Source organism: Mesorhizobium sp. 1B3, from assembly GCF_050958605.1.
GTDB lineage: Bacteria > Pseudomonadota > Alphaproteobacteria > Rhizobiales > Rhizobiaceae.
This window is the reverse complement of sequence record NZ_JBJHDO010000014.1, coordinates 117134-143289: the sequence shown is the minus strand read 5'-3', so window position 1 is coordinate 143289 and position 26156 is coordinate 117134. Positions and strand designations below refer to the sequence as shown.

27 protein-coding genes are annotated in these 26156 nt (G+C 64.2%); 19 read left to right on the top strand and 8 right to left on the bottom strand.

Annotated features, from left to right (window positions below; translation table 11 throughout):
• The first annotated feature begins 42 nt into the window (after positions 1-42).
• From ACCO56_RS28490 to ACCO56_RS28480, 3 genes are read left to right on the top strand one after another with little or no spacing between them, the layout of a single operon-like run.
• Positions 43-1791 (top strand): acetolactate synthase catalytic subunit, encoded by a 1749-nt coding sequence (locus ACCO56_RS28490; RefSeq protein ID WP_433644307.1) that lies wholly within the window; start codon positions 43-45, stop codon positions 1789-1791.
• 25 nt (positions 1792-1816) lie between these two features.
• Positions 1817-3001 carry an acetyl-CoA C-acyltransferase gene (locus tag ACCO56_RS28485; RefSeq protein ID WP_433644306.1) on the top strand — a complete coding sequence of 395 codons (1185 nt, stop codon included), beginning with the start codon at positions 1817-1819 and terminating at the stop codon, positions 2999-3001.
• An 18-nt stretch (positions 3002-3019) separates the two neighbouring features.
• Positions 3020-3823 carry a TetR/AcrR family transcriptional regulator gene (locus tag ACCO56_RS28480; RefSeq protein ID WP_433644305.1) on the top strand — a complete coding sequence of 268 codons (804 nt, stop codon included), beginning with the start codon at positions 3020-3022 and terminating at the stop codon, positions 3821-3823.
• Positions 3824-3910: 87 nt separating this feature from the next.
• Here the strand turns inward: ACCO56_RS28480 and ACCO56_RS28475 are convergent, their stop codons facing one another.
• Positions 3911-4267, bottom strand: a complete 357-nt coding sequence (locus tag ACCO56_RS28475; RefSeq protein WP_433644304.1) for a hypothetical protein — start codon at positions 4265-4267, stop codon at positions 3911-3913.
• Between the two features lie 130 nt (positions 4268-4397).
• Between ACCO56_RS28475 and ACCO56_RS28470 the strand changes: the two genes are divergently transcribed.
• The 6 genes from ACCO56_RS28470 to ACCO56_RS28445 all read left to right on the top strand — a co-directional run bounded on the left by ACCO56_RS28470 (position 4398) and on the right by ACCO56_RS28445 (position 8967).
• Entirely contained in the window at positions 4398-4859 is a 462-nt protein-coding gene (locus tag ACCO56_RS28470) for a GNAT family N-acetyltransferase (RefSeq protein WP_433644303.1), read from the top strand.
• Positions 4860-4907: 48 nt separating this feature from the next.
• On the top strand, positions 4908-5264 hold the full coding sequence (locus ACCO56_RS28465) for a hypothetical protein (protein WP_433644302.1): 357 nt from the start codon (positions 4908-4910) through the stop codon (positions 5262-5264).
• Positions 5265-5532: 268 nt separating this feature from the next.
• Entirely contained in the window at positions 5533-5940 is a 408-nt protein-coding gene (sdhC, locus tag ACCO56_RS28460; RefSeq protein ID WP_433644301.1) for a succinate dehydrogenase, cytochrome b556 subunit, read from the top strand.
• A gap of 2 nt (positions 5941-5942) precedes the next feature.
• A complete protein-coding gene (gene sdhD / locus ACCO56_RS28455; RefSeq protein WP_433644300.1) occupies positions 5943-6326 on the top strand; it encodes a succinate dehydrogenase, hydrophobic membrane anchor protein in 384 nt (127 codons plus the stop codon).
• A 3-nt stretch (positions 6327-6329) separates the two neighbouring features.
• Positions 6330-8162 (top strand): succinate dehydrogenase flavoprotein subunit, encoded by a 1833-nt coding sequence (gene sdhA / locus ACCO56_RS28450; protein WP_433644299.1) that lies wholly within the window; start codon positions 6330-6332, stop codon positions 8160-8162.
• 25 nt (positions 8163-8187) lie between these two features.
• Positions 8188-8967: a succinate dehydrogenase iron-sulfur subunit gene (locus tag ACCO56_RS28445; protein WP_433644298.1), complete on the top strand. Its 780-nt coding sequence runs from the start codon at positions 8188-8190 to the stop codon at positions 8965-8967.
• 244 nt (positions 8968-9211) lie between these two features.
• On the opposite strand, the gene ACCO56_RS28440 is transcribed toward ACCO56_RS28445, so the two are convergent.
• Genes ACCO56_RS28440 through ACCO56_RS28430 form a run of 3 tightly spaced genes read right to left on the bottom strand, consistent with a single transcriptional unit; the run spans position 9212 to position 12642 of the window.
• On the bottom strand, positions 9212-10426 hold the full coding sequence (locus ACCO56_RS28440; protein WP_433644297.1) for a M20 aminoacylase family protein: 1215 nt from the start codon (positions 10424-10426) through the stop codon (positions 9212-9214).
• 55 nt (positions 10427-10481) lie between these two features.
• Positions 10482-11786 (bottom strand): glutamine synthetase, encoded by a 1305-nt coding sequence (locus ACCO56_RS28435; protein ID WP_433644296.1) that lies wholly within the window; start codon positions 11784-11786, stop codon positions 10482-10484.
• Positions 11776-12642, bottom strand: coding sequence for a MurR/RpiR family transcriptional regulator (locus ACCO56_RS28430; protein ID WP_433644295.1), 867 nt, complete (start codon positions 12640-12642; stop codon positions 11776-11778). The genes ACCO56_RS28435 and ACCO56_RS28430 overlap by 11 nt, the downstream gene beginning before the upstream one ends.
• Positions 12643-12823: 181 nt before the next feature.
• On the opposite strand from ACCO56_RS28430, the gene ACCO56_RS28425 reads away from it, so the two are divergent.
• The 10 genes from ACCO56_RS28425 to ACCO56_RS28380 all read left to right on the top strand — a co-directional run bounded on the left by ACCO56_RS28425 (position 12824) and on the right by ACCO56_RS28380 (position 22045).
• On the top strand, positions 12824-13642 hold the full coding sequence (locus ACCO56_RS28425) for an N-formylglutamate amidohydrolase (protein ID WP_433644294.1): 819 nt from the start codon (positions 12824-12826) through the stop codon (positions 13640-13642).
• On the top strand, positions 13596-14261 hold the full coding sequence (locus ACCO56_RS28420; RefSeq protein ID WP_433644293.1) for an isochorismatase family cysteine hydrolase: 666 nt from the start codon (positions 13596-13598) through the stop codon (positions 14259-14261). The genes ACCO56_RS28425 and ACCO56_RS28420 overlap by 47 nt, the downstream gene beginning before the upstream one ends.
• 26 nt (positions 14262-14287) lie before the next feature.
• Positions 14288-15604, top strand: a complete 1317-nt coding sequence (locus tag ACCO56_RS28415; RefSeq protein ID WP_433644292.1) for an ArgE/DapE family deacylase — start codon at positions 14288-14290, stop codon at positions 15602-15604.
• 37 nt (positions 15605-15641) lie between these two features.
• Entirely contained in the window at positions 15642-16877 is a 1236-nt protein-coding gene (locus tag ACCO56_RS28410) for an ABC transporter substrate-binding protein (RefSeq protein ID WP_433644291.1), read from the top strand.
• Between the two features lie 177 nt (positions 16878-17054).
• Entirely contained in the window at positions 17055-17804 is a 750-nt protein-coding gene (locus tag ACCO56_RS28405) for an ABC transporter ATP-binding protein (RefSeq protein WP_433644290.1), read from the top strand.
• Entirely contained in the window at positions 17801-18535 is a 735-nt protein-coding gene (locus tag ACCO56_RS28400) for an ABC transporter ATP-binding protein (RefSeq protein WP_433644289.1), read from the top strand. The genes ACCO56_RS28405 and ACCO56_RS28400 overlap by 4 nt, the downstream gene beginning before the upstream one ends.
• Positions 18532-19413 (top strand): branched-chain amino acid ABC transporter permease, encoded by an 882-nt coding sequence (locus tag ACCO56_RS28395; protein WP_433644288.1) that lies wholly within the window; start codon positions 18532-18534, stop codon positions 19411-19413. The genes ACCO56_RS28400 and ACCO56_RS28395 overlap by 4 nt, the downstream gene beginning before the upstream one ends.
• The gene (locus ACCO56_RS28390) at positions 19413-20426 is read left to right on the top strand and encodes a branched-chain amino acid ABC transporter permease (RefSeq protein ID WP_433644287.1); all 1014 of its coding nucleotides are present in this window, start codon (positions 19413-19415) and stop codon (positions 20424-20426) included. The genes ACCO56_RS28395 and ACCO56_RS28390 overlap by 1 nt, the downstream gene beginning before the upstream one ends.
• Positions 20427-20540: 114 nt before the next feature.
• Positions 20541-21092 carry a pyridoxamine 5'-phosphate oxidase family protein gene (locus tag ACCO56_RS28385; RefSeq protein ID WP_433644286.1) on the top strand — a complete coding sequence of 184 codons (552 nt, stop codon included), beginning with the start codon at positions 20541-20543 and terminating at the stop codon, positions 21090-21092.
• Complete coding sequence (locus ACCO56_RS28380; protein ID WP_433644285.1) at positions 21092-22045, top strand: FAD-binding oxidoreductase; 954 nt, start codon at positions 21092-21094, stop codon at positions 22043-22045. The genes ACCO56_RS28385 and ACCO56_RS28380 overlap by 1 nt, the downstream gene beginning before the upstream one ends.
• 108 nt (positions 22046-22153) lie before the next feature.
• Here the strand turns inward: ACCO56_RS28380 and ACCO56_RS28375 are convergent, their stop codons facing one another.
• From ACCO56_RS28375 to ACCO56_RS28360, 4 genes are all read right to left on the bottom strand, one after another.
• On the bottom strand, positions 22154-22597 hold the full coding sequence (locus tag ACCO56_RS28375) for a hypothetical protein (protein WP_433644284.1): 444 nt from the start codon (positions 22595-22597) through the stop codon (positions 22154-22156).
• A gap of 59 nt (positions 22598-22656) precedes the next feature.
• Entirely contained in the window at positions 22657-23271 is a 615-nt protein-coding gene (locus ACCO56_RS28370) for a DUF6969 family protein (protein ID WP_433644329.1), read from the bottom strand.
• 543 nt (positions 23272-23814) lie between these two features.
• A complete protein-coding gene (locus ACCO56_RS28365) occupies positions 23815-25029 on the bottom strand; it encodes a YeeE/YedE family protein (protein WP_433644283.1) in 1215 nt (404 codons plus the stop codon).
• A gap of 74 nt (positions 25030-25103) precedes the next feature.
• Entirely contained in the window at positions 25104-26018 is a 915-nt protein-coding gene (locus tag ACCO56_RS28360) for a sulfurtransferase (RefSeq protein ID WP_433644282.1), read from the bottom strand.
• Positions 26019-26156: the final 138 nt, after the last annotated feature.

Here is a 26156-nt window from a genome sequence, read left to right as displayed (position 1 = left end):
AAACGCGGCCCAACAAAGAGAGCGCTTCTGGAGTTCGGATCCATGCTTCTGGCCAACAACGTCACGACTGAACTGCATCATGCCATCTCGGGCAACACGCTCTCCGGCGCGCGCATCCTGGCGCAGGCTTTCGCCCGCCACGGGGTGACCGTCGCCTTCGGGCAGAGCATCCCGTCGCTGTTTCATCTCATGGCGCCCTCGCATGGCATCGTCCAAGCCGTCTATCGCACGGAGAATGCCGGCGGCGCGATGGCCGACGCCTATGCAAGGGTGACGAACCGGGTGGCGCTGGTGACTGCCCAGAACGGGCCGGCGGCCACGCTTCTGGTGGCGCCGCTCGCGGAAGCACTGAAGGTCTCGGTGCCCGTCATCGCCCTCGTACAGGAGGTGACGCCGGATTCGGCCGACCGCAACGCCTTCCAGGAACTCGACCATGTGTCGCTGTTCTCGGGTGTCGCCAAATGGGTGCGGCGGATAGACGACGTCAACCGCGTCGAGGACTATGTCGACATGGCGGTGGCGGTCGCGACGAGCGGGCGGCCGGGGCCAGCGGTACTCCTGGTGCCGGGTCATATCTTCACCGCGACGGCCAAGGCGGAACCGCAGCGCAAGCTGTCGATGGGCTCCTTCCCGCTCGATCGGGTGGAGCCGGATCGGAACGCGGTGCGGGAGGCCGCCGCGATGCTTGCCGCCGCCCGCCGCCCCCTGGTGATCGCAGGCGGCGGTGTCCACCTCTCCCGCGCACAGGACATATTGGCCGAGCTGCAGGAACGCTTTCGCCTCCCCGTCGCGACGACGCTCATGGGCAAGGGGGCCGTGGCCGAGGACCACCCCCTTTCGCTCGGCATCGTCGGCTACGTGATGGGTGATGGCGCCAGGGCAGAGAAGCTGTACGACTTCGTCCGTGCGGCCGATGTCGTCCTGCTCGTAGGCAATCGCACGAACCAGAACGGCACGAACAACTGGCGGCTTTATCCCCGCGAGGCCCGCTACATCCATCTCGACATCGACGGTCTGGAAGTGGGGCGCAACTACGAAGCCCATCGCCTCGTGGGCGACGCCCGGTCGGGGCTTCAGGCGCTTGCGCAAGCCCTCGCGGAAACGGATCTCACGCTAAGGCGCGAAACCAGCACCGCCTTCGAGACGGAGATTGCATCGGCCCGCGAACACTATCGGCAACGGCTTGCCGAGCGCGTGGCGTCGCCCGGGCCGCTCGTCCGGCCCGAACAGATCATGGCCGAACTCGACCGGCTGCTGACGCCGGAATCGATAGTCGTGTCGGACGCCAGCTATGCATCGGTCTGGACGGCGAACTATCTCACCGCCCGACGTCCCGGCATGCGATTCATCTCACCACGCGGCCTGGCCGGCCTCGGCTGGGGCCTGCCTATGGCGATCGGGGCCAAGATCGGCTGCCCGGATGCGCCGGTGGTCTGCGTGACCGGCGACGGCGGTTTCGGCCATTGCTGGTCCGAAATCGAGACGGCCGTCCGCATGAGGCTCGGCATTCCGGTGGTCGTGCTCAACAACCAGATCCTCGGCTACCAAAAGGATGCCGAAGACGCGCTCTTCGGCGCGCACACGGAAGCGTGCAACTTCGCGCCCGTCGATCATGCCGCGCTCGCCAGAGCCTGTGGCGCCCGGGGCATACGCGTCGAAAGGACCGGGGACCTTGCCCCGGCGCTTGCCGAAGCGCTTGCGCTGGACGGACCGACCATCGTCGACATCGTCACCGATCCCTCGGCCCGGCCGCCGATTTCCCTCTACCGCGGCCGGTTCCTGGACGCTTGACCCTCCCACTAGGAAAGACAGACCCATGAAGGAAGCCGCAATCGTCGCGCTCGCGCGTACCCCTGTGGGGCGCGCCTATCGCGGAGCTTTCAACGATACGCACGGAGCGGATCTCGGCGGGCATGTGGTCGCCGCCGCCGTGAGCCGTGCCGGCGTGGAACCCGGCGAGGTGGAGGAAGTCATCCTCGGCTGCGCGATGCAGGAAGGCACGACGGGTTACAACATCTCCCGCCAGGCGGCCATTCGGGCCGGCCTGCCGGTCTCGGTGAGTGCTGCAACCATCAACCGTTTCTGTGCCTCGGGGCTGCACGCGATCGCCATCGCGGCGCAGGCGGTCCAGACCGGTGCGCTCGACATTGCGGTCGCCGGAGGGCTGGAATCGATCAGCCTCGTGCAGAATTCGCACAAGAACAATCACCGCCGCGAAAATCCCTGGATTCTCGAACACAAGCCCGATCTCTACATGCCCATGCTCAATACCGCCGAGAACGTGGCGGCGCGTTACGGCATCTCGCGAGACGCGCAGGACGAATATGCCGCCCGCAGTCATCAGCGCGCCCGACGGGCTTTCGAGGAAGGCCGCTTCGATCGGGAAATCGTGCCGATGGAGACGGTGCGGATCGTCGAAGACAAGGAGAGCGGAGAGCGCCGCTCCGAGACGGTCACCCTCCGGCAGGACGAAGGCGTGCGTCCCGATACCACGGTGGACAAGCTGGCCAATCTCAAACCGGTGCTTTCCCCCGAAGGCACCGTGACTGCCGGCAATGCTTCGCAATTCTCCGACGGTGCGGCGGCGGTCGTCGTCATGGATGCCGACCTTGCCGCGCGCCGAGGCATCAAGCCCCTCGGCCTGTTCCGCGGTTTCGCTTCGGCAGGGTGCGAGCCCGACGAAATGGGCATCGGGCCGGTGCTCGCGGTGCCGAAACTGCTTTCCCGCTTCGGCCTTTCGGTGGACGACATCGGGCTGTGGGAACTCAACGAGGCATTTGCCTCGCAGGTGCTCTACTGCCGCGACCGGCTCGGCATCGATCCCGAGCGATTCAACGTCGACGGCGGGGCAATCGCGGTCGGCCATCCCTACGGGATGAGTGGCGCCCGTCTGGCGATGCACGCGCTCGGCGAGGGCGCTCGACGGCAAGAAAAATTGGCAGTAGTAACGATGTGCGTCGGCGCGGGGATGGGAGCCGCCGGCCTGATCGAACTGATTTGAGCGGGAGACGGAAGCAGTTTGAGCAACGCCAAATCATCGATCTCGGAGACGGCGGTCAAGGAGCCGGGCGCAAAGCGGAGTGCAGGATCGACCGGCGCGTCCAGGCCGCGGCGGCCGGCCGGCAACACCCGAAAGGCGCTCGTACGCGACAAGCTTCTGGAGAAGGCGGCCGAGCTGTTCTGCGCGAACGGCATCGCCAAGACCAGCATCAACGACATCGCGGATTCCCTGTCGCTGAAGCGGTCGTCGGTCTACCACTATTTCCAGAACAAGGAAGAGATCATTCGAGAGCTGTTCCTGGAGGAATATGAGAGGCGTTGCCTGGAACTCCAGGCGCTCTTCGACCGCAAGGACCTGACTGCACTTCAGCGCCTCGTGCTGGCCGTGGAGGGCGCGATCACGCAGCGTCTGCGGGGCGGCAGCCGTTTCCTTATATTCGACCGGCTCGAGTCCGAGGTGCCGGAAGAACTGCACCTAAGCTACAACCGCAGCCGCCGCCAGATCCTGGATCTGTATACGAGGCTGGTCCGCGACGGGATAGAGGCCAAGGAGTTCCGGCCCGTCGATCCCAGGCTTGCCGCATTCGCGATGATCGGCATGTCGAACTGGACGGCGCTCTGGTATTCGCCCAGCGGGCGCCTGAAACCGGCCGAGATCGCGCAGACGCTGACCGGACTTCTCGTACGCGGCATCGAAAGACGGGAGACCGACAGGGAGGTTCCGCACTCGCTGGAAGCTGCAATCAGCCATCTGCGCGAGGACGTGACCCACCTCGAGCGCCTGGCCGGCCAATTTCTCCAGGAGCCGCCCCGACAACGCTGACCGGCATGCGGTCGCAATATGAACTGGCCGCCTGGGGCAGTTCAGCCTCGCGACCGGACACCTTCATGCTACCGGGCATGCGTGGGATCAATCGCAGAAGTCCAGCGAGGGCTGCGGCACGACATGGTCAGGCAGTCCGTACATGTAGCTGCGACCCTTGAGCAGGACGGCCGGGCAGTCGCGATAAACGACCGTCGGTTCAGGATCTTCGAAATGGACGATTTTTGGGCCGCCGGTATAGGCGGCGAGTTCCCTGGCGCGATGGCCCTCGCCGACCACGATGCGCTTGTAGCCGGCCGCGCTGTAGACGACCAGATTGCCGAAGGAATCGGCCGAGACACGATCGCGATAGCGGCTGTCGGCGGAAGCCTGTCCGGACATCATCGCCCCGCAGCCCAGCAGCGCGAGCGTGAAAATTGTCGATCTGTGCGGCGTCGAACGCATGCGCGTCCTCTCGTTGACATGGACGTTACCTGTCGGCCAGATTAACCTTTTCTCAACCATTGTCACGGGGCTCGACTTTCCTGGCCGATCGCGATTGACAGGAATGGCCGATATCACCCAAGGATAGGCAATGACCGAGAGCCACACGATCGACATCGCCCTGCTGAGACTCAAGGACGCCCTGGAGTTGGCGCCGCTGCTCGCGGCCTATGCGCAGGCCCTCAAACGCGGCGCGCCGCGACGGCCGGACAAGTTCTACGCCGAATCGCTGCTGCAGGACCGCACGGCCGAGGTGCTCGGCGCCCGCGTCGACGGCAAGCTCGTCGGCTTCGCCATCTTCACCGACATGCCGGAGCCGGTCTCTGGCATGCGCTGCTGTGCCTGCGACCACATTTACGTGCATCACGAACATCGCGCCAAGGGCATTGCCAAGGCGCTGATCGACGTGCTCGCCGACCAAGCCGAGGAACGCGGCTGGACCCGGCTGATGCTGAATGCCCCCCGCCAGCCGGAAGACGGGCGCAAGCTCTACGAGCAGATCGCCGCTCCCGCCGACTGGACGAGCTTCGTAATTCGCTTCGACGCGCGCTGACAGCATTCGTGAGTTGATCCGCCGCGGGCATGTGTCTAGCTTGCCCGGATGATCATACCTCGCGTGGCAGGTCGCCACTCCATTCCCGTCATATCGGCGCTTCTCCTGCTTGGTTCGGTTTCGGCCTGCGTGCCGCAGGATACGCAAGCCACGGCAGCCATCGCGGCGGATCCGGCGCAGCCGAGCATGGCAAGCTACGATTGCGGCGACGGCGCCAGGATCACGGTCGAGAATCTCGGTCCGGCGGTCCGCGTCATCGATACGGACGGATCCTCGCTCGAGCTTCCGGCGGCTCCCGCCAGCCAGAACAGCCGTTTCGGGGCGGGGGCCGATGCGATCGTGATCGAAGGCCGTGAGGCGCTCCTGATGCGCGGCAAGCATACGCCGCTCACCTGCACGCGATAGGCGGCTTCCCACGCCGGCGCACGGCGTCGCGAATCAGTCCTTCGCCGTATTGTCCGATTCGCGACGTACGGGGCTTCGGTTGAACCGATTGAAGCCGCGGGCGTGTTTCCATCATATCGATTGAAACGAAATCAATGCCTTGAAACGCGTTCACGGCCTTTGACGTGCTGTAAAAACGGCATTAGAAAGCGCTGCCCGAAGTCGCATTCCGAAGCGGCGGCGTTCTCCTCGAGCGCCTGAAATGCGGGACACGATCCCTGGGGGAGCCATGAGCCAATCAACAGCCACCCGCCAACGGCCTTTGTCGCCGCATCTTACGGCCTATCGTTGGCCGATCACCATGACGATGTCGATTCTGCACCGCATCACCGGCGGCGCGCTCTATTTCGGCACGCTGCTGGTCGCCTGGTGGCTGATCGCGGCGGCAACGTCGGAGGAGTACTTCAATTTCGTCAGCTGGCTCTACGGCAGCTGGTTCGGCCGACTCGTGCTGTTCGGCTACACCTGGGCGTTGATGCACCACATGCTGGGCGGCGTTCGTCACCTCGTCTGGGACACCGGCGTCGGGCTGGAGAAGCACACCGCCTCGAAGATCGCATGGGCGACATTGGCCGGCTCGGTCACCCTCACCATCCTGATCTGGATTGCCGGCTACGCCGCGCGCGGAGGTTTTTGATCATGGCCGACATGCGCACACCGCTCGGAAAGGTTCGCGGCCTAGGCTCGGCCCGGGAAGGAACCGGCCATTTCTGGAAACAGCGGCTGACGGCCCTCTCCAACATCCCGCTGGTGCTGTTCTTCGTCGGGCTGCTGATCGCGATCAACGGTGCCGATTACGTCCAGACGCGGGCGACGCTCGCCAGCCCCTTCGTGGCGCTTCCCCTCATCCTGGTGCTGGTGTCGGTGCTCTATCACATGCGCCTCGGCATGCAGGTCATCATCGAGGACTATGTACATAACGAGCTGAACAAGCTCGCGCTGATCGTCCTCAATACGTTCTTCACGGTGGCAGTCGGCGTCGTTGCCGTCTTCTCGCTGCTCAAGCTTGCATTCGGAGGCTGAGGCGTGGCCAAGGCAGAGACAAACAATACCAAGGCCTATCAGTACGTAGACCACAAGTTCGACGTCGTCGTGGTCGGCGCCGGCGGCGCCGGTCTGCGCGCAACGCTCGGCATGGCCGAGCAGGGACTGCGCACGGCCTGTATCACCAAGGTCTTTCCGACCCGCTCCCACACTGTTGCCGCCCAGGGCGGCATCGCCGCGTCGTTACAGAACATGGGTCCGGATTCCTGGCAATGGCACCTTTACGACACGGTGAAGGGGTCGGATTGGCTCGGCGACGTCGACGCCATGGAATATCTGGCGCGCGAGGCGCCGGCCGCCGTCTACGAGCTCGAACATTACGGCGTGCCCTTCTCGCGCACAGAGGAAGGCAAGATCTATCAGCGCCCATTCGGCGGACACATGATGAATTTCGGCGACGGGCCGCCGGTGCAGCGCACCTGCGCCGCCGCCGACCGTACCGGCCACGCCATCCTGCACACGCTCTACGGCCAGTCGCTCAGGCACCACGCGCAGTTCTTCGTCGAATATTTCGCGCTCGACCTGATCATGGAGCCGGACGGCACGTGTACCGGCGTCGTGGCCTGGAACCTCGACGACGGCACGATCCATCGCTTTTCCGCCAAGATGGTGGTGCTGGCGACGGGCGGCTACGGCCGCGCCTATTTCTCGGCGACCTCGGCCCATACCTGCACCGGCGACGGTGGCGGCATGGTGGCGCGCGCCGGCCTGCCGCTCCAGGACATGGAGTTCGTGCAGTTCCATCCGACCGGAATATACGGCGCGGGCTGCCTTATCACCGAAGGCGCGCGCGGCGAGGGCGGCTATCTCGTCAATTCCGAAGGCGAGCGCTTCATGGAGCGCTACGCGCCTTCGGCCAAGGACCTCGCCTCGCGCGACGTGGTTTCGCGATGCATGACGCTGGAGATCCGCGACGGCCGCGGCGTGGGGCGGAACAAGGACCACATCTTCCTGCACCTGGACCATCTCGATCCCGCGGTGCTGCATGAGCGACTTCCCGGCATCTCCGAATCGGCGAAGATCTTCGCCGGCGTGGACGTGACCCGCGAGCCGATCCCGGTGCTGCCTACGGTGCACTACAATATGGGCGGCATCCCGACCAACTATTGGGGCGAGGTGCTCAACCCGACCGCCGACAATCCGGACCGCGTGACGCCCGGCCTGATGGCCGTCGGCGAGGCGGGCTGCGCTTCCGTCCACGGCGCCAACCGGCTGGGTTCCAACTCGCTGATCGATCTCGTGGTCTTCGGCCGCGCCGCCGCGATCCGCGCGGGGCAGGTGGTGGATCGCGAGGCGCCGGTGCCGTCGCCCAACGCGGCTTCCCTGGAAAGGATCATGGACCGCTTCGACCGGCTGCGTCATGCCAACGGTTCGCGGCCGACTGCTTTCCTTCGCGAGAAGATGCAGAAGACCATGCAGGAAGACGCCGCCGTCTTCCGCACGCAGGAGTCGCTGGAAAGCGGCTGCCGGCGCATGTCGGAGCTCTGGACGGAGCTTCCCGACATCAGGGTGTCGGACCGTTCGATGATCTGGAACTCCGATCTCGTCGAGACGCTCGAACTCGAGAACCTGATGGCCAACGCCATCACCACGGTCTACTCGGCCGAGGCGCGCAAGGAGAGCCGCGGGGCCCATGCGCGCGAGGATTTCTCGGCGCGCGACGACGCCAACTGGCGCAAGCATACGCTGTCCTGGGTGGATGCCGACGGCAAGGTGACGCTCGCCTACCGCCCGGTGCACACAGAGACGATGTTGCCGGTGTCGGAAGGCGGCATCGATCCCGCGAAGATCGCGCCCAAGGCGCGGGTGTACTGAGCGCACCCGCCGAGAGGATGTTCTGATGGTCGAACTCACCCTTCCCAAGAATTCGCAGATCCGGACCGGCAAGACCTGGCCGAAGCCGGAGGGCGCGACGAAGCTGCGCGAATACCGCATCTATCGCTGGTCGCCGGATGACGGCGAGAACCCACGCGTCGACACCTATTTCGTCGACCTCGACGATTGCGGGCCGATGGTGCTGGACGCGCTATTGTGGATCAAGAACAAGGTCGATCCGACGCTGACCTTGCGCCGCTCCTGCCGCGAGGGCATCTGCGGCTCCTGCGCGATGAATATCGACGGCTCCAACACGCTCGCCTGCACCAAGGGCATGGACGACATTTCGGGCGCGGTGAAAGTCTATCCGCTGCCGCATATGCCGGTCGTCAAGGACCTCGTGCCCGACCTCACCGTTCCCTATGCGCAGCTCACCTCGATCGAGCCATGGCTGAAGACGGTATCGCCGGAGCCGGCCAAGGAATGGCGACAGAGCCATGAGGATCGCCAAAAGCTCGATGGGCTCTACGAGTGCATCCTGTGCTTCTGCTGCCAGACCTCGTGCCCGAGCTATTGGTGGAACGGCGAGCGTTATCTCGGGCCCGCCGTGCTGCTTCAGGCCTATCGCTGGCTCATCGATTCCCGCGACGAGGCCAAAGGCGAGAGGCTCGACAATCTCGAGGATCCGTTCCGGCTCTACCGCTGCCACACAATCATGAACTGCGCGCAGACCTGCCCGAAAGGATTGAACCCGGCCAAGGCGATCGCCGAGATCAAGAAGATGATGGTGGAACGGCGGGTCTAGCGGGCTTGGCAATTAATTAATCGCATCGGCCGGCAACGCCTCACCCCCCTCTGGCCTGCCGGCCATCTCCCCCACAAGGGGGGAGATCGGCTGTCACGCGTGGTTTAGCTAATCGTCGACGCGGCAGAAGGCGCGCCGATGTCAGAGCTGCCAATCTCCCCCCTTGTGGGGGAGATGGCCGGCAGGCCAGAGGGGGGTGCTGGCGCCGCCGAGCTCAATCCCTGACTCCAGCTTTGCCGCTCTCTCACATGCGCCTGGACGACGCCTCGCTTAGATAGCGTTGCGCCAACGTGACCCAATAGCCGATTCCGGTCGGTATGATGTCGTCGTTAAAGTCATAGCCAGGATTGTGAAGCTGGCGCGGGGCCTCGCCTTCGCGGTGCGCGCCAAGAAATACGTAGCATCCCGGAACGCTGCCGAGCATGAAAGCGAAGTCCTCAGCGCCCATCAAGGGCTGCATCGTGTCGTCCACGAACTGCGAACCCACTAGGTCCCTGGCCACCGAGGCGGCGAACTGCGTTTCGCCTGCCGTGTTGCGCAGCACAGGATAGCCGCGTTCGAAAACGAATGTGTGGCTGGCGCCTGAGGCTTCGGCGGCATGGCGGACGATCTTCTCCAACCCGGCTTCGAAATCGTCGCGCACCGCGTCGTTGAGGGTGTAGAGCGTGCCGCGAACGACCGCTTTGTCGGGCGTGACGTGGACACTCTGTCGATCGCCGGGATTGCCGCTCTGAAACTGGGTGATCGAAAGGACGACGGGCTCGGCCGGATTGAGATACCGCGCCTTGTAGGCGTGCATGTCCTGCACGATCCGTGCGGCGACGAGAAGCGGGTCCGGAACGACGAATTGCGAAGCCGGATGGGCAAGCTGGCTGCCGATCGAGAACTCGAACGTGTCGATCGATGCCAGCATAGGGCCGGCGCGCATCTGGAAGCTTCCCGCGGGAAGGCCGGGCCAGTTGTGCAGACCGAAGACGGCCTCCACCGGAAATTTATCGAACAGGCCGTCCTTCACCATGGCATTGCCGCCGCACCGCTCGTCACCGGTCTCTTCCGCCGGCTGGAAGATGAAGTGCACGGTGCCGTCGAACTCGCCCTTTTCCGCAAGGTACCGGGCGGCGCCGAGGAGCATCGCGGTATGCCCGTCATGACCGCATGCATGCATCTTCCCTTCCACCTTAGAGCGGTAGTCGAAGCTGTTCTCCTCGTGGATGAACAAGGCGTCCATATCCGCGCGCAAACCGACGGCGACGGGGCTCGTGCCCCGCTTGAGGGTGCCTACCACGCCCGTCTCCCCGATTCCGCGATGGACTTCGATCCCGAACTCCTCGAGTTTTCCGGCGACGAAGTCCGCCGTCGCTTTTTCCTCGAATGCCGTCTCGGGATGGGCATGAAGATGCTGCCGCCACTTCACGGCTTCGTCGACCGTATCCCTGTCGATGGTGAATGATTGGCTCATGCTCTCCTCCTTCCGAACCGATTTTAGAACCAGGCGCTCCCGTGGACCGGGAAGATCAATAGGTCTGCTCGTAGAGGGCGCAGACCTCCTGCTCGGTCCTGCCCTCTAGAAACGCCATCTCGCCGCGCTTGTGCTTGACATAGACATCGGCGAAGCCGTCCGGGAACCATCCGGTGACGGTGCCGTTGCGGGCAAAGCGCTCAAGCGCCTCGGGCAATGACTGGGGCAGGCGTACGATGCCCAGAGCCTCGAGCGCGTCCTGCTCGAGCAGCGATAGATCCTCGGTCGTCGCATCGGGCGTCGGCAGCCCTTCCTCGATGCCTTGCACGCCGGCGTGGACGATCGCCGCAAGCTGCAGATGAGGGCTGGCCGAGGCGTCGGCGGCGCGGAACTCGAAATTGAACTGCGCGGCCTTGGCGACGTCGCTCAGCTCCGAGACGGGGCAGATGCGCACCGATGCCTCGCGATCGCGGAAACCCAGATTGTTGAAGGCGGCGCTCCAGCGATGCGGGGTGAGCCTGAGATAAGAGATCGCGCTTGGTGCGGTGAGCGCCACGATCGATTCGAGATATTTCAGCACGCCGGCGATGAACTGTCCGGCGAGCGTGGAGAGTTCGTGCTTGCCGTTGGGATCCCAGGTGGCCGGGTGCTCTCCGCGCAGGAAGCTCAGGTGGATGTGCACGCCGTTGCCCACACCGGCAGGATCGCGGATGGGCGTGAACGTGATCTCGCGCCCCGACTCGGCGAGGATGGCCCGCAGCAACTCGCGCAGGATTGTCGAATGATCGGCAATCGCCACGCCGCGCGACGGTCCCATCGTGACTTCGTACTGGCCGGCCCCGTACTCCTTCATGAAGGTGTCGGGCTCCAGCCCGGCGGCGCGCATCGCCGCGACGAGCGTTTCCGCCAGCCGGCGCTCCGCGCGGAAGCTCGCCGTGGAGAAGGCATCCCCGAGCGGGCTCGACCCGCCGCGGAACTGGAACTCGTGCTCGAACGCGCCGAGGAGGGAAACTCCGGCGACCTTCCTCAGACGCTCCAGCGCCTCCTTCAGGATCGACCGCGTGCAGAATTCCCAAGGCCGGCCATCCGTGTAACTGATATCGCCGAGAGCAAAATGCTCGATCCCACCCCCGAGCTCGACGCGCACATGGGCGGCCTCGTCTGGGATCAACACGAGGTCGCCGAGCGAGCCGAAGGGGCTTTCGGCAATGGTGTCGAAGCAGGTGATCTGTACATTGGTCGGCGTCCAGCCGATGCCGCGCTTCATGCGTTTCTCGAACTGAACGGCCGGAAAAGCCTTGCCGCGCACCTTGCCCGCCAGGTCCGTGCAGCAAGCGACGATCATTTCCTCAGGAGTCATCCCGTTCCCCGTTTTTTGAGATCGGCGGCGAAAGACGCAATTCGTCCCAGGCCTCGATGCGTGTCTTTGTCGCCGGCCAATCGGCTTGCGAAACCTTGACGATCAGCGCTTCCACGAACACCACCGCGCAGATGGCCGTGTCCCAGGCCGTGTCGTTCTCGATCGGCACGGTAACCACATGGTCGCTGTGTCGGGCGATGGGCGACATCCACCTGTCGGTGATCAGCACGATCGTCGGGTGGCGCTTGTTCGCGACGACCTCCGCGAGCCTGGCCAGATCCGGCTGGTAACGGCGGAAATCGAACAGGACAAGGACGTCCTGCCTACGAATGTTCAGGAGCTGATCCGGCCACTGTTCCGGGTTGGGCGACAAATGGTGAATTCTGGGCCGGATCTGCCGCAGATGCCGCGACAGGAGCCCCGCGATCGTGTCGCTGATACGCCCTCCGAGCAGGAAGATGTTGCGCGCCGGATCCGACAGTAGCTTGAGGATGCGATCGAACTGTTCCTGCGGCACGGCAGCAGCCATATCGGCGAGCAGGACCGAGGCGCGCCGGGCGTAGTCGGCGAGGAAATCGCCGTCGGAAAGTTTTTCGGTGGCTTTCAGGTCGAGCGGCGAACGCCGACCCTCCCGCAATTCGCCGATCAGCTGTCGCTGGAATTCCTGATAGCCGGCAAAGCCGATCTTGCTGACAAAGCGGGTGATCGAGGGAGCGCTCACGCCTGTCCGTTCCGCCAATTCCTGGATCGTCTGAATGCCGCTGAAGGGATAATCCGCCAGCACAGCATTGGCGATCTTGCGCTCGCTGGCGGTCAGCTTGGCCGTCTCACGCCGGATCGTTTCACGCACGGTCATGGATGCTGTCGTTCTCTGTCAGGTTCCCCGGCGGTATTATCTGTTCTGAAAAAAAATAGTCAAATCGAAAAACAGGATTGACTATGATGGAAAAGTTTCTTTCATTTCTTGGCAAGCCCGCCATTTTGATCGATCCTGGTCGGCAGGGTTCTGGGGAAGACGTTTGCAGTCAGAAGATGCCTTGACGAGGTTGTTGACGCCGAGCGACCCTCATCCGGTCGAACTCGTGAACGGCGACGGCCCCTCGGCCGTCGTGCTGTCCTGCGAGCATGCCGGTCGCGCCATTCCGGCTTGCCTCGGCGATCTCGGTGTCTCGCCGGCCGACATGGAGCGGCACATCGCCTGGGATGTCGGAGCAGAACAGGTGTCGCGTCACTTGTCGGCCCTGCTGGATGCGCCGCTGGTTCTCCAGCGCTACAGCCGGCTCGTGGTCGACTGCAACCGCCCATTCGAGGCTCGGGACTGCTTTCCCGAAGTCAGCGACGGTACCGCGGTGCCGTCAAACGAAAAATTAACCCCGAGCGCAAGGCGCCGGCGTTTCGAGGAAATCCACCAGCCCTTTCATGCCGCGCTGGCCGGGATGCTCGAGCGGCGCGCCGGCAAGGCTGCGATCCTGGTCGCGGTCCACAGCTTCACGCCGCGGCTGGCCGGAGGCGCATTGCGCCCCTGGCACCTGGGTGTGCTGTTCAATCGCGACCGGCGGCTCGCCGAGCGCTTTCTCGCGGCATTTCGAGAGCAAAACCCGGACGTTCCGGCGGCGGCCAACCAGCCCTATATCGTCGACGACATGTCGGATTACACCATCCCCGTGCATGGCGAGGCGCGCAGGATTCCGCATCTGCTACTCGAAATCCGCAACGACCTCATTGCCGACTGCAGCGGGCAGGCGCGATGGGCAAAGCTCGTCGCCGAGGCCCTTGCCGCGGCGATCAAAGAGGAGGGAAATGCCATCCATGGCCAGACATTTTCCGGATACGCGCGAGATTCCGCTCGACCCTGAGACATCGGCATTGCTGTTCATCGACGTGCAGAACTTCTCCGTCCGTCGCGACGGTGGCGAGTTCAAGGACGTGCCGGATGCCGAGATCACCGGCAAATATGGGTACTATTTCGACCGGCTGAGAACCCTTGCCATCCCGAACATGCAGCGTCTGCAAAAGGCATTTCGGACGACAGGCATCGAAGTTCTCTACACCACGATCGAGAGCCTGACCAAGGACGGGCGCGACCGTAGCCTGGACTACAAGATAACCGGTTTCCATGTGCCCAAGGGATCCTGGGACGGCAAGGTGATCGACGAGATCGCGCCCGGCGACGACGAAATCGTGCTGCCCAAATCGTCTTCGAGCGTCTTCGTGTCCACCCACATCGACTATCTGTTGCGCAATCTCGGCGTGAAGCAGCTCGTCCTGTGCGGGCTGGTCACCGACCAGTGCGTCGAATCCGCCATCCGTGACGCCTGCGATCTCGGCTATCTGGTGACGCTCGTTCCGGACGCCTGCGCCACATACAGCCAGGAGCGCCACGACAACACACTGCGCGCCATCAAGGGCTATTGCCGTCAGGTTTCGACCGATGCGCTGATCGCTGAAATTTCCGCCCGGTCCGCCGGCGGCTGAGCAATTTCTTGGAAGGGAGGCACCAGATGACCAGTACCGAGACCGCCGTCAAGGCTGCATGGAAGGCGCTCGACGAAGATCGGGACTACGCGACCAGGCTTACGCAGGAGCTGGTGCGCATCCCCTCCGTCAATCCGAAATTCGTCGCCGATCCCGAGCAGAATCGCGAAAGCGCGGTCCAGGATGTGGTCGAGCGGGAGCTCAAGGCGCTCGACATGTCCATCAACCGCTGGGATGTTTTCGAGAACAGGCCCAACGTGGTCGGCGACCTCGAGGGTTCGGAGGAGCGCAGCCTCCTGCTCTGCGGCCATATCGACGTGGTTCCCGTCGGAGAACGATCGGCCTGGACGGTCGATCCGTTCGGCGGCGAGATCAAGGACGGCAGGCTCTATGGGCGCGGTGCCGTCGACATGAAGAGCGGCGTCGCCGCGGCAATCGCCGCCGTGCGCGCCATCCGCAGGGCCGGGGTCGAGCTCGACGGCCGCGTCTCCATCCACTCGGTGGTGGACGAGGAGGCCGGCGGCTTCGGCGCCATGGATGCGGTGAGGCGCGGTCATCTGGCGAAGGCGGCGATCATCACGGAGCCGAGCTGGGGTGAGATCCAGCCCTGCGAAGGAGGCCTGGAATGGATCCGCGTCACGATTGCGGGCCGCCAGGGACATTCGGCCTGGCGCTACAATGAGATCTGGCCGCAACGCGACGAGCCTGCCCGGCTTCGTCCCGCAGCCAATGCCATCGACATCGCCGCTCGCTTCATCGAGGCGCTTCGCCAATTCGAGAGCTCGCGCTGCCGGATGCGCCAGCACCCGCTGCTGCCGCCCGGGATGAACACCATCAATGTCGGCGTCATCCGTGGCGGCGCGGGCCTCGGGCCGGACGGCCTGCCGCTGATCATGACCAACCCGGCCATCATTCCGGACGTGGTTGTCATCGATCTGGACTACAAGTTCTTGCCCAACCAGACCAGCAAGGAGATCCGGGCCGAGTTCGAAGCCTTCGTCCACCATTTCTGCCAGCAGGATTTGTGGCTGCAGGAACATCCGATCAAGGTCGAGTGGGAGCTGGGCGGGCTGCATTTCCCGCCGATGGACACGTCTCCGGACCATCCGGTCGTGCAATCGCTGTTCAAGCGGCGGACCGAGGCTGGCGGCAAACCGAAGATCGCGGGCTTCGTCGCCGTGGCCGATGCCGCCCATTATGCAGGAGCCGGCGTCGATGCCGTGATCTGCGGCGCCAGCGGCGATGGTTTCCACGGCACTGACGAATATGTCGACATCGCTTCGCTCGAGGAGACGACCAAGACGCTGGCGGCCACCATCATCGATTGGTGCGGCGTGCGCTGATCTTCATTAGGATCAACCAGAAAAAAGGGGAACGACGATGAAATTCCGAACAATCATGAGAGGTACGCTTCTCGCGGCTTCCATGCTGGCGGCCTTGCCCGCCAGCGCACAGGACAAGATCGCCAAGATCGGCGTTCTGGCACCGCTGACCGGCGGCGCCGCCGCCGACGGTAACGAAATGGTCAACGGCGCGAAGCTGGCCGTGGAAGAGATCAACGCAGCTGGCGGCGTCGCTGGCTACAAACTGGAAGTGGTGACCGGGGATACGCAGGACCAGGCCGCCGATGCGGTGACCAGCGCCTTCGAGCGGCTGGCCGGCGATCGCGACGTGAACGTGATGATGACCGGCTACGCCAGCGGCAGCAACTTCGAGATCGAACTCATGGCCGAGCAGGAGATGCCTTATCTCATCTCGGCCAATTCGGCCCAGACGCGCGACATCATCGCTCCGAATCCTGACGACTTCCCGACCGTATGGTCGGTGACTCCGTCCTACGACGCCTATGAGACGGCCATGGTGCCGGTGATCTCGCAGCTCGAATCGAGCGGCAAGGTCAAGCTGCCCAACAAGAAGGTCGCACTGATCTCGTCCGACAATTCGTATTCCAAGACCATCATGGACGGGTTGAAGAAGAACTTCGAAGCCGCCGGCTGGACCGTCACCTCGACGGACCTGTTGCCCTTCGGCGAAATCAGCGATTGGCGCGCCTTCTTCGCACGCGTCCGCCAGGATGCCCCCGCGGTCATCATCAACACCGACTACCTGCCCGGAAACGCGGCGAAGTTCATGACGCAGTTTCTCGAGCAGCCGACCGACAGTCTTGTCTTCATCCAGTACGCGCCGTCGGTGCCGGAGTTCCTGGAACTCACCAAGGAGCGTTCGAACGGCATCATGTACAATATGCTCGGCGGTCCCCTGGATACGCCGCAAAACCCTCGTGCGGCGGAAGTCGTGAAGAAGTACGAGGACAAATACGGCGTGGTGCCGGGATCCTACGGCGCATTGCTTTACGAGCAGGTTTACCTCTACGCCGATGCACTGGCCAAGGTGGGCGACCCCACCAAGCGGCTCGAGATCGGCCAGGCCCTCGGCGGCATGGAGAAGCAGATCGCCTCCGGAAAGCTGCGCTTCGATCCTGCCACCCACCTCGCGGTCCAGGGGGAAGACGCCATTCCGATCCAGTTCTTCCAACTGTGGGATGGCGAGCGCATTCTGTTCTACCCGACGAATTACGCATCCGGCGAGTTCCGCGCGCCGCCTTGGATGAAGTAGCAGCCGACACGGCAGCCGCTCGGCCGATCCGCGCGGCTGCCAGCCATTCACTCGGGTTAGGGCATTTCCGTTTCTCTTCGCATCCCGAAAGATGCTCTATCCCTTTGTTTTCTGTACAATTCCGGACGGAAAACCGGTTTCCACTTTTCCTGGAATTGCTCTGATGGGTCGAATGCCGTGCATGAGCACACAGTACCGCTTCTCGAAGCGCGCCATGTGACGCGCCGTTTCGGCGCCCTCGTCGCCGTGGACGATGTTTCGTTCGCGGTCGCGGCCGGGCAGGTGTTCGGCATCGCCGGACCGAACGGCAGCGGCAAGAGCACGCTCTTCAACGTCATGACCGGAATCCCGTTCGCGCCGAGCAGCGGGGAGGTGCTGCTGTCGGGCCGTCCGATCCAGGATTTGCGCCCGCACCAGATCAGCCGGGCCGGCATTTTGCGCACGTTCCAGAAGGATGCCGAGTTTGCCACGCTGACGGCGTTCCAGAACGTTTATACGAGCGCGGTCTACTGCGCCGGATTGGGAAGTGAAGAGGCAAGATCGGCCGCCGTGCAGGCGCTCGACGACGTTGCCCTGCCGATGGTGCGCCGCGATATGGAAGCGCGGGAACTTTCGGTGTTCGAGCGAAAACAACTGATGATCGCCTCGGCCATCGCCAGCCAGCCCAAGGTGCTGCTCCTGGACGAGCCGGCCGCGGGCCTGACCAAGCCGGAAGTCGCCGGGCTCGCCGACCTCATCCGAACTGTCCGGGAGCGCGGCATTACCATCGTTCTCATCGAACACGTCTTGCCACTGCTTCTCGGCGTCTCGGAGCACCTGATGGTCCTCAATCAAGGACGCATCATAGCCTCGGGCGCGCCAGACTCCGTGGTGAAGGATCCCAATGTGATCGAAGCCTATCTCGGAAGCCGGGAGGCAGCGCCGTGAACGACAAGGCCTATGCGCTCGAAGTGCGAGACCTGCGTGCCGGCTACGATGCCTACGACGTCTTGCAGGGTATCAGCATTCATGTGAGCGCCGGTGAGCGCGTCGGTCTCTTCGGCCCGAACGGGCATGGGAAGACGACGCTTCTCAATGCGATCTCGAAAGTGATCGTGCCCAGGAGCGGCAGAGTCAGCTTCATGGGCGAAGCGCTGGATTCGCTCTCGGCGCGTCGCATCGTCGAACGCGGGCTCATTCATGTGCCCCAGGCCAATCAGCTCTTTCCCGACATGGAGATCATGGAGACGCTGGAGCTCGCCGCCTTCACCGAGCGGGCGCGCAGGGATCGCAACGCCAATCTCGATTATGTGCTCGAGCTTTTTCCGCGTCTTGCGGAACGACGCAGGCAGCAATGCAAGACGCTGTCGGGGGGCGAGCGCCAGATGCTGTCGATCGGGGTCGGCCTCATGTGCGCGCCGCGGATGCTGATGCTCGACGAACCGACGCTCGGGCTCTCGCCCAAGCTCAAGCAGGAGCTGGCGGCGGCGATTGGAGAGATCTCGAAACGCGGTATTCCACTGCTTCTGATCGAGCAGGACATCTCCTTCGTGCTGTCGCTGGTCGACCGAATGTATTTCGTCGATCACGGCGAGATCGCACGCGAGATCGATCGCGGCAGCGATGTCGATCATGAGGAAATCATGGACATGTATTTCGGGGGGCACGCCGCGTCATGACCGCAGACACGATCAGCGCCATCCTCGTCAGCGGTATCGTCCTGGGCTCGGTCTATGCTCTGATGGCCAGCGGCCTGTCGCTGGTCTGGACGACGCTCGGCATCTTCAATTTCGCGCATGGCGCGATGATGACTCTCGGCGCATATGTCGCCTGGACGGTCTCAGACGCGGCCGGGCTCGACCTGTGGCTGGCTGCCGGCATCGCGGTTGCGATCGCCGCCGTGATCGGCGCGGGGATCCTTATGGAGCGGCTGCTCATACGTCCCTTCTACGATCGTCGCGACATACTGCTCATCACGGTCATGACGACACTCGCCGCCATGATCTTCCTGGAAAAGGGCATGCAGCTCGCCTGGGGTGCCCGGCTCAAGCAGCTTCGGCCGATCGTGCCCGGCAAGGTCAACCTGTTGGGGACGACTATCTCGGCCCAGGAAGCCTTGATCGTGATTCTTGCGCCGGTGCTGCTCGGGCTCTTGTGGTACTTTCTGCGCAATTCGCGCATCGGCCGCGGAATTCGCGCGGTGGGTCAGAACCCCAGCGCGGCCAAGCTGATCGGCATCGATGTGTCGGCTCTCTTCATCGTCACTTTCGCGCTGTCGGCCGGGCTCGCGGCGCTGACAGGCATTCTCCTCGGGTCCGTGCGGCTGGTCACCCCCACCTTCGGGGCCGAACCCCTGGTGAAGGCGCTGATCATCGTCATTTTCGGCGGCCTCGGCTCGCTCGGCGGGACGATCGCTGCCGCCTATCTCATCGGTCTGCTCGAAGCGGCGTTGATTTTCGTCATAGGCATCTATTGGGCGCCGTCGATGATCTTCGTCCTCTTGATCGCCATCCTCCTCATTCGTCCTCAGGGACTTCTCGGCAAGGTGGAGCGCTGATGTCTGTCGCATTCAATGCCAGAACGCTCGCATTCCTGGCGCTGCTGCTCGTCGGCCTTGTCGTGCCGTTCGTCGTGCAGGACACCTATGTCCGCCATCTCTTCATCGTGGCCTTCATCTATGCCGTCGTCGCGGCGAGCTGGGATCTGAGCCTCGGCTATGCCGGCATATTCAACTTCGGTCACGTCGCCTTTTTCGGCATCGGGGTCTATGCGACGGGCCTCACGGCGAAGCTGCTCGGCGTCGATCCCTGGCTCGCCATGCTGATCGGCGGGCTTGCGGCGTCGGCCGCGGCGGTGCTGGTGGCGTTGCCGGTGGTGCGCCTGCAGGGCATCTATGTCGTGCTGGTCACCTTCGCCTTCAGCCAACTGGTGCTGCAGGTCGTCATCAGCCAGTCGGCCGTCACCGGAGGGACGCAAGGGCTCGTACGTGTGCCCACCATAGAACTGTTCGGCTACAACTTCCTTCGCGACTACAAGTTCGGTTACTATTACGTCGCGTTGCTGTTGCTGCTCCTGACGGTCGGCTGCCTGCGCTGGCTCGTGCGCTCGGATTTCGGCCTGTCGATCAGGGCATTGCGCGACAACGAGGACTACGGCACCTCGCGCGGCATTCCCATCGGTCTGCAGCGCCTGAAGGTATTGGTGTTCAGCGGGTTCTTCGCAGGGCTCGCCGGCGGCTTCTACGTGATCTATCTGCGCGTTGCCTCGCCCGAGGTGTTCAGCTTCTCGACCGTATCGCTCATTCTCAGCATGGTGCTGGTTGGCGGCACGTCCAGCATCTACGGGCCGGCCATAGCGGCACTCTTGCTGACTTTCGTGTCGGAAGGCTTGGCCAATGTCGATGGTCTCGCGGAGGGCCGCTTCATGCTGGTCGCGGTGGCTATGATCGTCGTGCTGCTGTTTTTCCCCGGAGGGCTGGCTTCGATCATATCGAAGAAGCGCTCCGGACGGCGGGGCCCGGCGGTCAAGCGGATGCGGCCGGCCTCGGTCGGCGAGAAGGCACAGGGGTGACCAAGGCACTTTCCAGGAGGCGCTGACATGAGCGAGTTGGCCCGAGCGGGTGAAATGCCGAAAGCCAGCGCCGAAATCGGCGGTTTGCAGATTTTACGTGGGGAGGATTGAGCGATGGGACTCAGATGGAAGACAATTCCGGACGACATGCGCGCCTTCATCGAGGCGCAGAAGGTGTTCTTCGTGGCGACATCGCCGCATGACGGACGCGTGAACCTTTCTCCGAAGGGGCTGGACACCCTGCGCGTGTTGGACGAGCGAAGGGTCGTCTATCTCGACCTCACCGGCTCGGGCAATGAGACCGCCGCCCACGTCACGGAGAACGGGCGCATGACGATGATGTTCTGCGCACTCTCGGGCGATCCCCTGACGCTGCGCCTCTATGGCAAGGCCGAGCTGATCCGTCCCGACAACCCGGATTGGGAGACGCTGCGACCTCTGTTCCCCGACCTGCCGGGTGCGCGGCAGATATTCAGGCTGAATGTGGAAAGCGTCGCCACCTCCTGTGGCTGGAGCATGCCCGTGGTCACCGCAATGCGAGAGCGCGACGAACTCGTGAATTGGGCAAGCGGCCAGAGCCCGGACCAGATCGAGGCCTACCGGTTAGCGAACAATGTAGTCAGCATCGACGGGCTTTCCACGGGCTACGTCTCCGACGACTTCTGATGGATCCAAGCGGCCAGATACGCCTCGTCTTCTCCGATGGCGAAACGCTGCATTTTCCCCCGATCGGCGGCGAGACGATCCTGGCGTCCGCCGAAAGAGCCGGTCACGCGCTTGCCAGCAACTGCCGGGCGGGTACGTGCCGCACCTGCTTGGCGAGAGACGACAAGGAGGAGGAGGTACTGCTCTGCATCACACCGGCTGTTGCGGACATCTCTCTCAATCTGCCTTATCGGCGCACGGACCTCATATCCCCCTCGCTGCGGCGGGCGAAGATAAACAGCTTCTCCCGGGTTTCGCGATCGGTGTGGGAGGTGCGCTATCGTCTCCAGTTCCCGTTGCCGTTTCTTCCCGGCCAATATGTCGAGGCGATCTTTCCCGGCATTGATGGAGCCCGGCGCTTCTCGATGGCCAATGCACCGTCGCAGACGGAGCAAGTGCTCCATGTGCGCGACCTGCCGGGCGGTGCCATGTCCGACTATCTAGGCACCCGCGCGCGGCCGGAGGACCCCTTCACCGTTCGCGGGCCCTACGGCGTCTTCTATCTGCGTTCGACCGCCAAGCCGAAGCTATTCGTATCGGGTGGCACGGGTCTGGCGCCCATCGTCTCGATGCTGTCGAGCATGGACCCGGGCAGCGCGCCTCCGCTCTCGGCCGTGGTCGGCTTTGCCCATGCCGATGATGCCTACAGCCTGGACCAGCTGCGGGCGTTGTCCAAGAAACTTCCGCTGGAGGTGATTCTTGCCGCCGACAGCGTCGGCGGCAACCGATGGCCAGGCGTCGTCGCCAATCCCCTGGCCGCCTTGCGCGAAGTCACACGGGTGCCGGTCGGCTGCGGGACGGAAGCCTATTTGTGCGGTCCTCCGGGGATGGTTGCCGCCGCGCGCAAGGAACTGCTCGCGCGCGGATTCGACGCCGCGGACGTGCTCAACGAGGAGTTCGTCCATTCCGCATGACGGGATGGCGAGGGCTGCCTGCGCGAGCCGGAGGATTGTCCCCTGCAATCTCCCGCAAGTTTGCAGCGCGACCCCCGAGCCCCCTAGTGCCTTCGCGCCAGAGATCCCTTAGCGGGTCATAAGGGCTTGGGCTGTGCCGTCGCCCTTCCATACCGCGCTCGCCGAATTGGCACCGGTCTTGGTCATCGTTACGCTGTATCCCGATCCGAACCGGATCGTATTGCCAGACACCTTGGTGCCGCCGACCCTCTGAGGGCGGCCTTGGAAGTAATAAGAGGTCACCTTGTTATCCTTGATCGTGACTTTGCCAGACGATTTGCCGCCCCACTTTCCCGACCAGGTGCCATCCCAAGACGCCGTCTGAGCGGTGGTCTTCTTCGATGCGGCAATGCTTTCGGTTGGCTGGATGATCATCATCGAAGATGCTGCGAGTGCAATCGCCAGCATTACTGTAGAAATGCGCATATTTGTCTCCCCTTGGGTTGCGTGAGCAACCAACGGGTATGACGGGGAAAATATCGTGTCATCACCCGGATTGGTGAGATCAGCCACGCCAACGCCAAAAAAGCCGATTAAACGTGCAAACTACTTCAGGGTATGACCCGCGCGCTCTATTTCGCGGTGTCGACTTCCGCCGCCTTGGCCGGGAGATCGACGGCGAGTTCCGAAGTGACCTCCAATGCCCGATCTTCGCGGGCGGCGACGCCGGCAGGCGGAGCGTGTGCGGCGATAACGCGGTCGCGCTCGCGGATGAGCTCGGCGATCTCGTCTGCGTAGAGGTCCAGGATGGCGGTCAGCCAGCGATTGACGAGATAGGATGGTCGCGCCACGTGAAGGTCGAAGCGCGGCAGCAGGGCGATCGTCGCCTCCGCGTCGAGCCATGCATCGCCCACCACCCATTGGTTCACCGTGAACAGGCGCACAAGCTTTCCATAGGCATCGACGCCGACCGCCACGAGATGATGGACGGGGCCCTGCGGGCCGTCGGGCCTCATGAAGCAATGGAAATGGCCGTGCTCCCGCGCGCCTTCGACCGGCAGGTGGCAATGATAGTACCATTGCGCCCCCGTCTCGGCGTCGAAAACGTCACCGGGCGGATAGTGGGTCCAGGACTGGACCGCTTCGGCGCCGCGCAAGGTTTCCAGCAGCACGTTGTCGCCGGTCTTGGCGAGGACCTTTTCGGCAAACAGCGCCTGCCGCGCCGCGAGGGCTTTGTCGGTGCTCATCGGCAATCTCCTGCCGGGAAGTCTGCCTACTGCGCGCCTGCGGCGCAAGGCGAAGCTGCGGCACAGGGCGAGACCGCCGCACAGGGGGACGCCGCTGCACAAGGAGAAGCGGCCGAGCATGGAGACGTTGCCGAGCACGGCGATGCGGCAGCGCAGGGCGATGCCGCCGCACAGGGGGAGGCTGCGGAGCAAGGGGAAGCGGCTGCGCACGGAGACGCTGCCGAGCACGGCGATGCGGCAGCGCAGGGTGAGGCCGCCGCACAGGGGAAGCCGCTGCACAAGGGGAGGCGGCCGAGCATGGAGACGCAGCCGAGCACGGTGATGCGGCAGCGCAGGGCGACGCGGCAGCGCAGGGTGAAGCGGCTGCACAGGGGGAGGCCGCAGAGCAAGGCGACGAGGCCGCGTCGGCGGCGCAGGGCGGGGCCGATCGGGCCGCAGCCGGCGCGGGCGCCGCGGCCGGCTGCGTGCTGGCATAGTGATCGACGGCGATCGCGGAGGTGGCTGCGACGAAAGCTGCCCCGAAGAGCAATGTGTTACGGGAACTCATTTCGACTTGAATCCGTCCAGACCGAACAGGGGACGCAGCGCGATGCCGCCGAGGCTGCCGACGAAGGCGCAGACGAACCAGAGCCAGCCATGGAGGCTGCCCGAGGCGATGCCGCTGAAGAGCGCGCCGATGTTGCAGCCGAAGGACAGCCGCGCGCCGTAGCCCATCAACACGCCACCGATCGCGGCGGCGAGGAACGACGCGAAGGGAACGACAGCCTTCGGCGCAAATTTTCCGGCCAAGCCGGCGGCCAGCGCGGCGCCGAGCATGATGCCGAAATCCATGACCGAGGTGATGTCCGCCAGCACGCTGCCCGAAAGTGCGCGCGCCGGGCCGGGCCAGGTCCAGAATTCCCAGGTCTCGACCGGGACGCCGACGGCGGCGAGCGCCTTGGCGCCCCACAGGCCGAAACCGAACGTCACCGACCATGGGTGGCCGGCGAGCAGCAGGGTCGCGATGTTGAGCGCGGCAAGCAGCAAGCTGGCGCCGACGATCGGCCACGGGCCTTGAAGGAGCCGCGCCATTCCCTGGCGTGGCGCCGGCTTCGCCTTTTCGAGACTGCCATGGGCACGCCGCTCGACCCAGGCGCTCAGCAGCGCCACAGCGGCCAATCCAGCGAGTGTGACTGCTATCGCCTGGGGAACACCGAGCTTTTGTCCGAGGCTGACCTGCGGCAGGGAGGGGAGCGACAGCCACCAGGGCAAGTGAGCGGTGCCGATTACGGCGCCGACAACGAAGAAGAGTAGCGTGACGAGCATGCGGGCGCTCCCGCCGCCGACCGTGAAGAGCGTGCCGGAACCGCAACCGCCGCCGAGCTGCATGCCGAGGCCGAACATCGTCGCGCCGACGAGGACCGACACGCCGACCGGTGCCATCGCGCCCACCAGCGCTTTTCCGCCGAAAGAGCCGATATCGAGCAGTGGAATGAAGACGATCGCGGCGACCGCGATCATCAGCATCTGCGCGCGCATGGCGTTGCCGCGACGCTCGACGACTAACCGTCGCCAGCCCCCGGTGAAGCCGAAGGAGGCGTGATAAAGCGTAGCGCCGAGCAGGCCACCGATCAGGAACAGCGCTGCCTGTCGCGGCGAGATCGCCTGGCCGATCGCGACCGCGCCGAGGAGCAACGCCGCCATGACGACGATGACCGGCCCTCGGTCGATGATGGAGCGCGACTGGGATGCCGGCAGGGCGGCGGAAATCTGGGACATTCTCTTGCTACTTATCGTCGAAAGCGGAGTCCGGGCGGCCCGGACTTCGCTTGCTTCGGGTCTGACGGCCGCGCTTACTTGACCGGCCGGGCGGGATCGGCGGCCCATTCGGCCATCGAGCCGTCATACATCTTGACGTTCTTGTTGCCCTGCACCTCGCTCAGCCCGAACCAGGCGATGGAAGCCCAGTGGCCGGTGTTGCAGAAGGCGATCGCTTCTTCGTTTTCGTCGAGACCGGCACCCTTGGCCAGGCCGGCGACCGTTTCGCGGGAGACGAAGGAGGCGTTCGGCTTGTCGTAGAACTTGTCGTTCTCGATGTTGACCGCTCCGGGAATGGTGCCGGCGACACGCACGACCGGGCTCTTGGACTCCCCCCTGAACTGCGCCGCGGGACGGCCATCCACCAGCGTCGTGCCGTTGGCAAGCGCCTTTTCGACATCGGCGACCCCGGGGATCATCTCGGCGCGCAGATTTGCTTTGAAGTCAGCCTTTTCAGGCGCGGCGGCGGCGTCGCTCGCTTCGCCGCCGGCCGCCTGCCAGGCGCGCCAGCCGCCATCCAGGATGGAGACGGCATCGTGGCCGAGCACCTTGAGGGTCCAGTAGACGCGGGTCGCGGCACCGAACTCGCTGGAATCGGTGCCTGCCGACACGATGACGACGTGGCTATCATTGTCGACGCCGAGGCCGGCGATCGTCGCCTCGATCTGCTCGACCGGCGGCAGCATGCCGGGAACGCCATTCACCTTGGCGCGCCAGCCGGCCGTGGAATAGGGCGCGTTCACGGCGCCCGGCACGTGGCCGGCCTTGTACGGGTCGGGCTTGCCCTTCTCGACATCGCGCACGTCGATGACGACGAGGCTTTCATCGCCGAGTTTGGATTTCAGCCAGGCCGCATCGACGAGCGGCTGCTCGGTGAGGCGCTCGGCCTGGGCCGCGCCGAATAGGGACATAGCGACCGCCACGACGGCGGAAAACAGAGAGAGACGCATGAACAACTCCGTAGGTTCCGCGTGGGATTTTACGGAGGGTTATAAACCGGCGCGCGCCGCGTCACACGGAAAAGGTTGCTCCGGCGGGCTGGCTAAGTAGTTTATTGTTGCTGCCAGGAGCGTGATAAGGGGAATGTC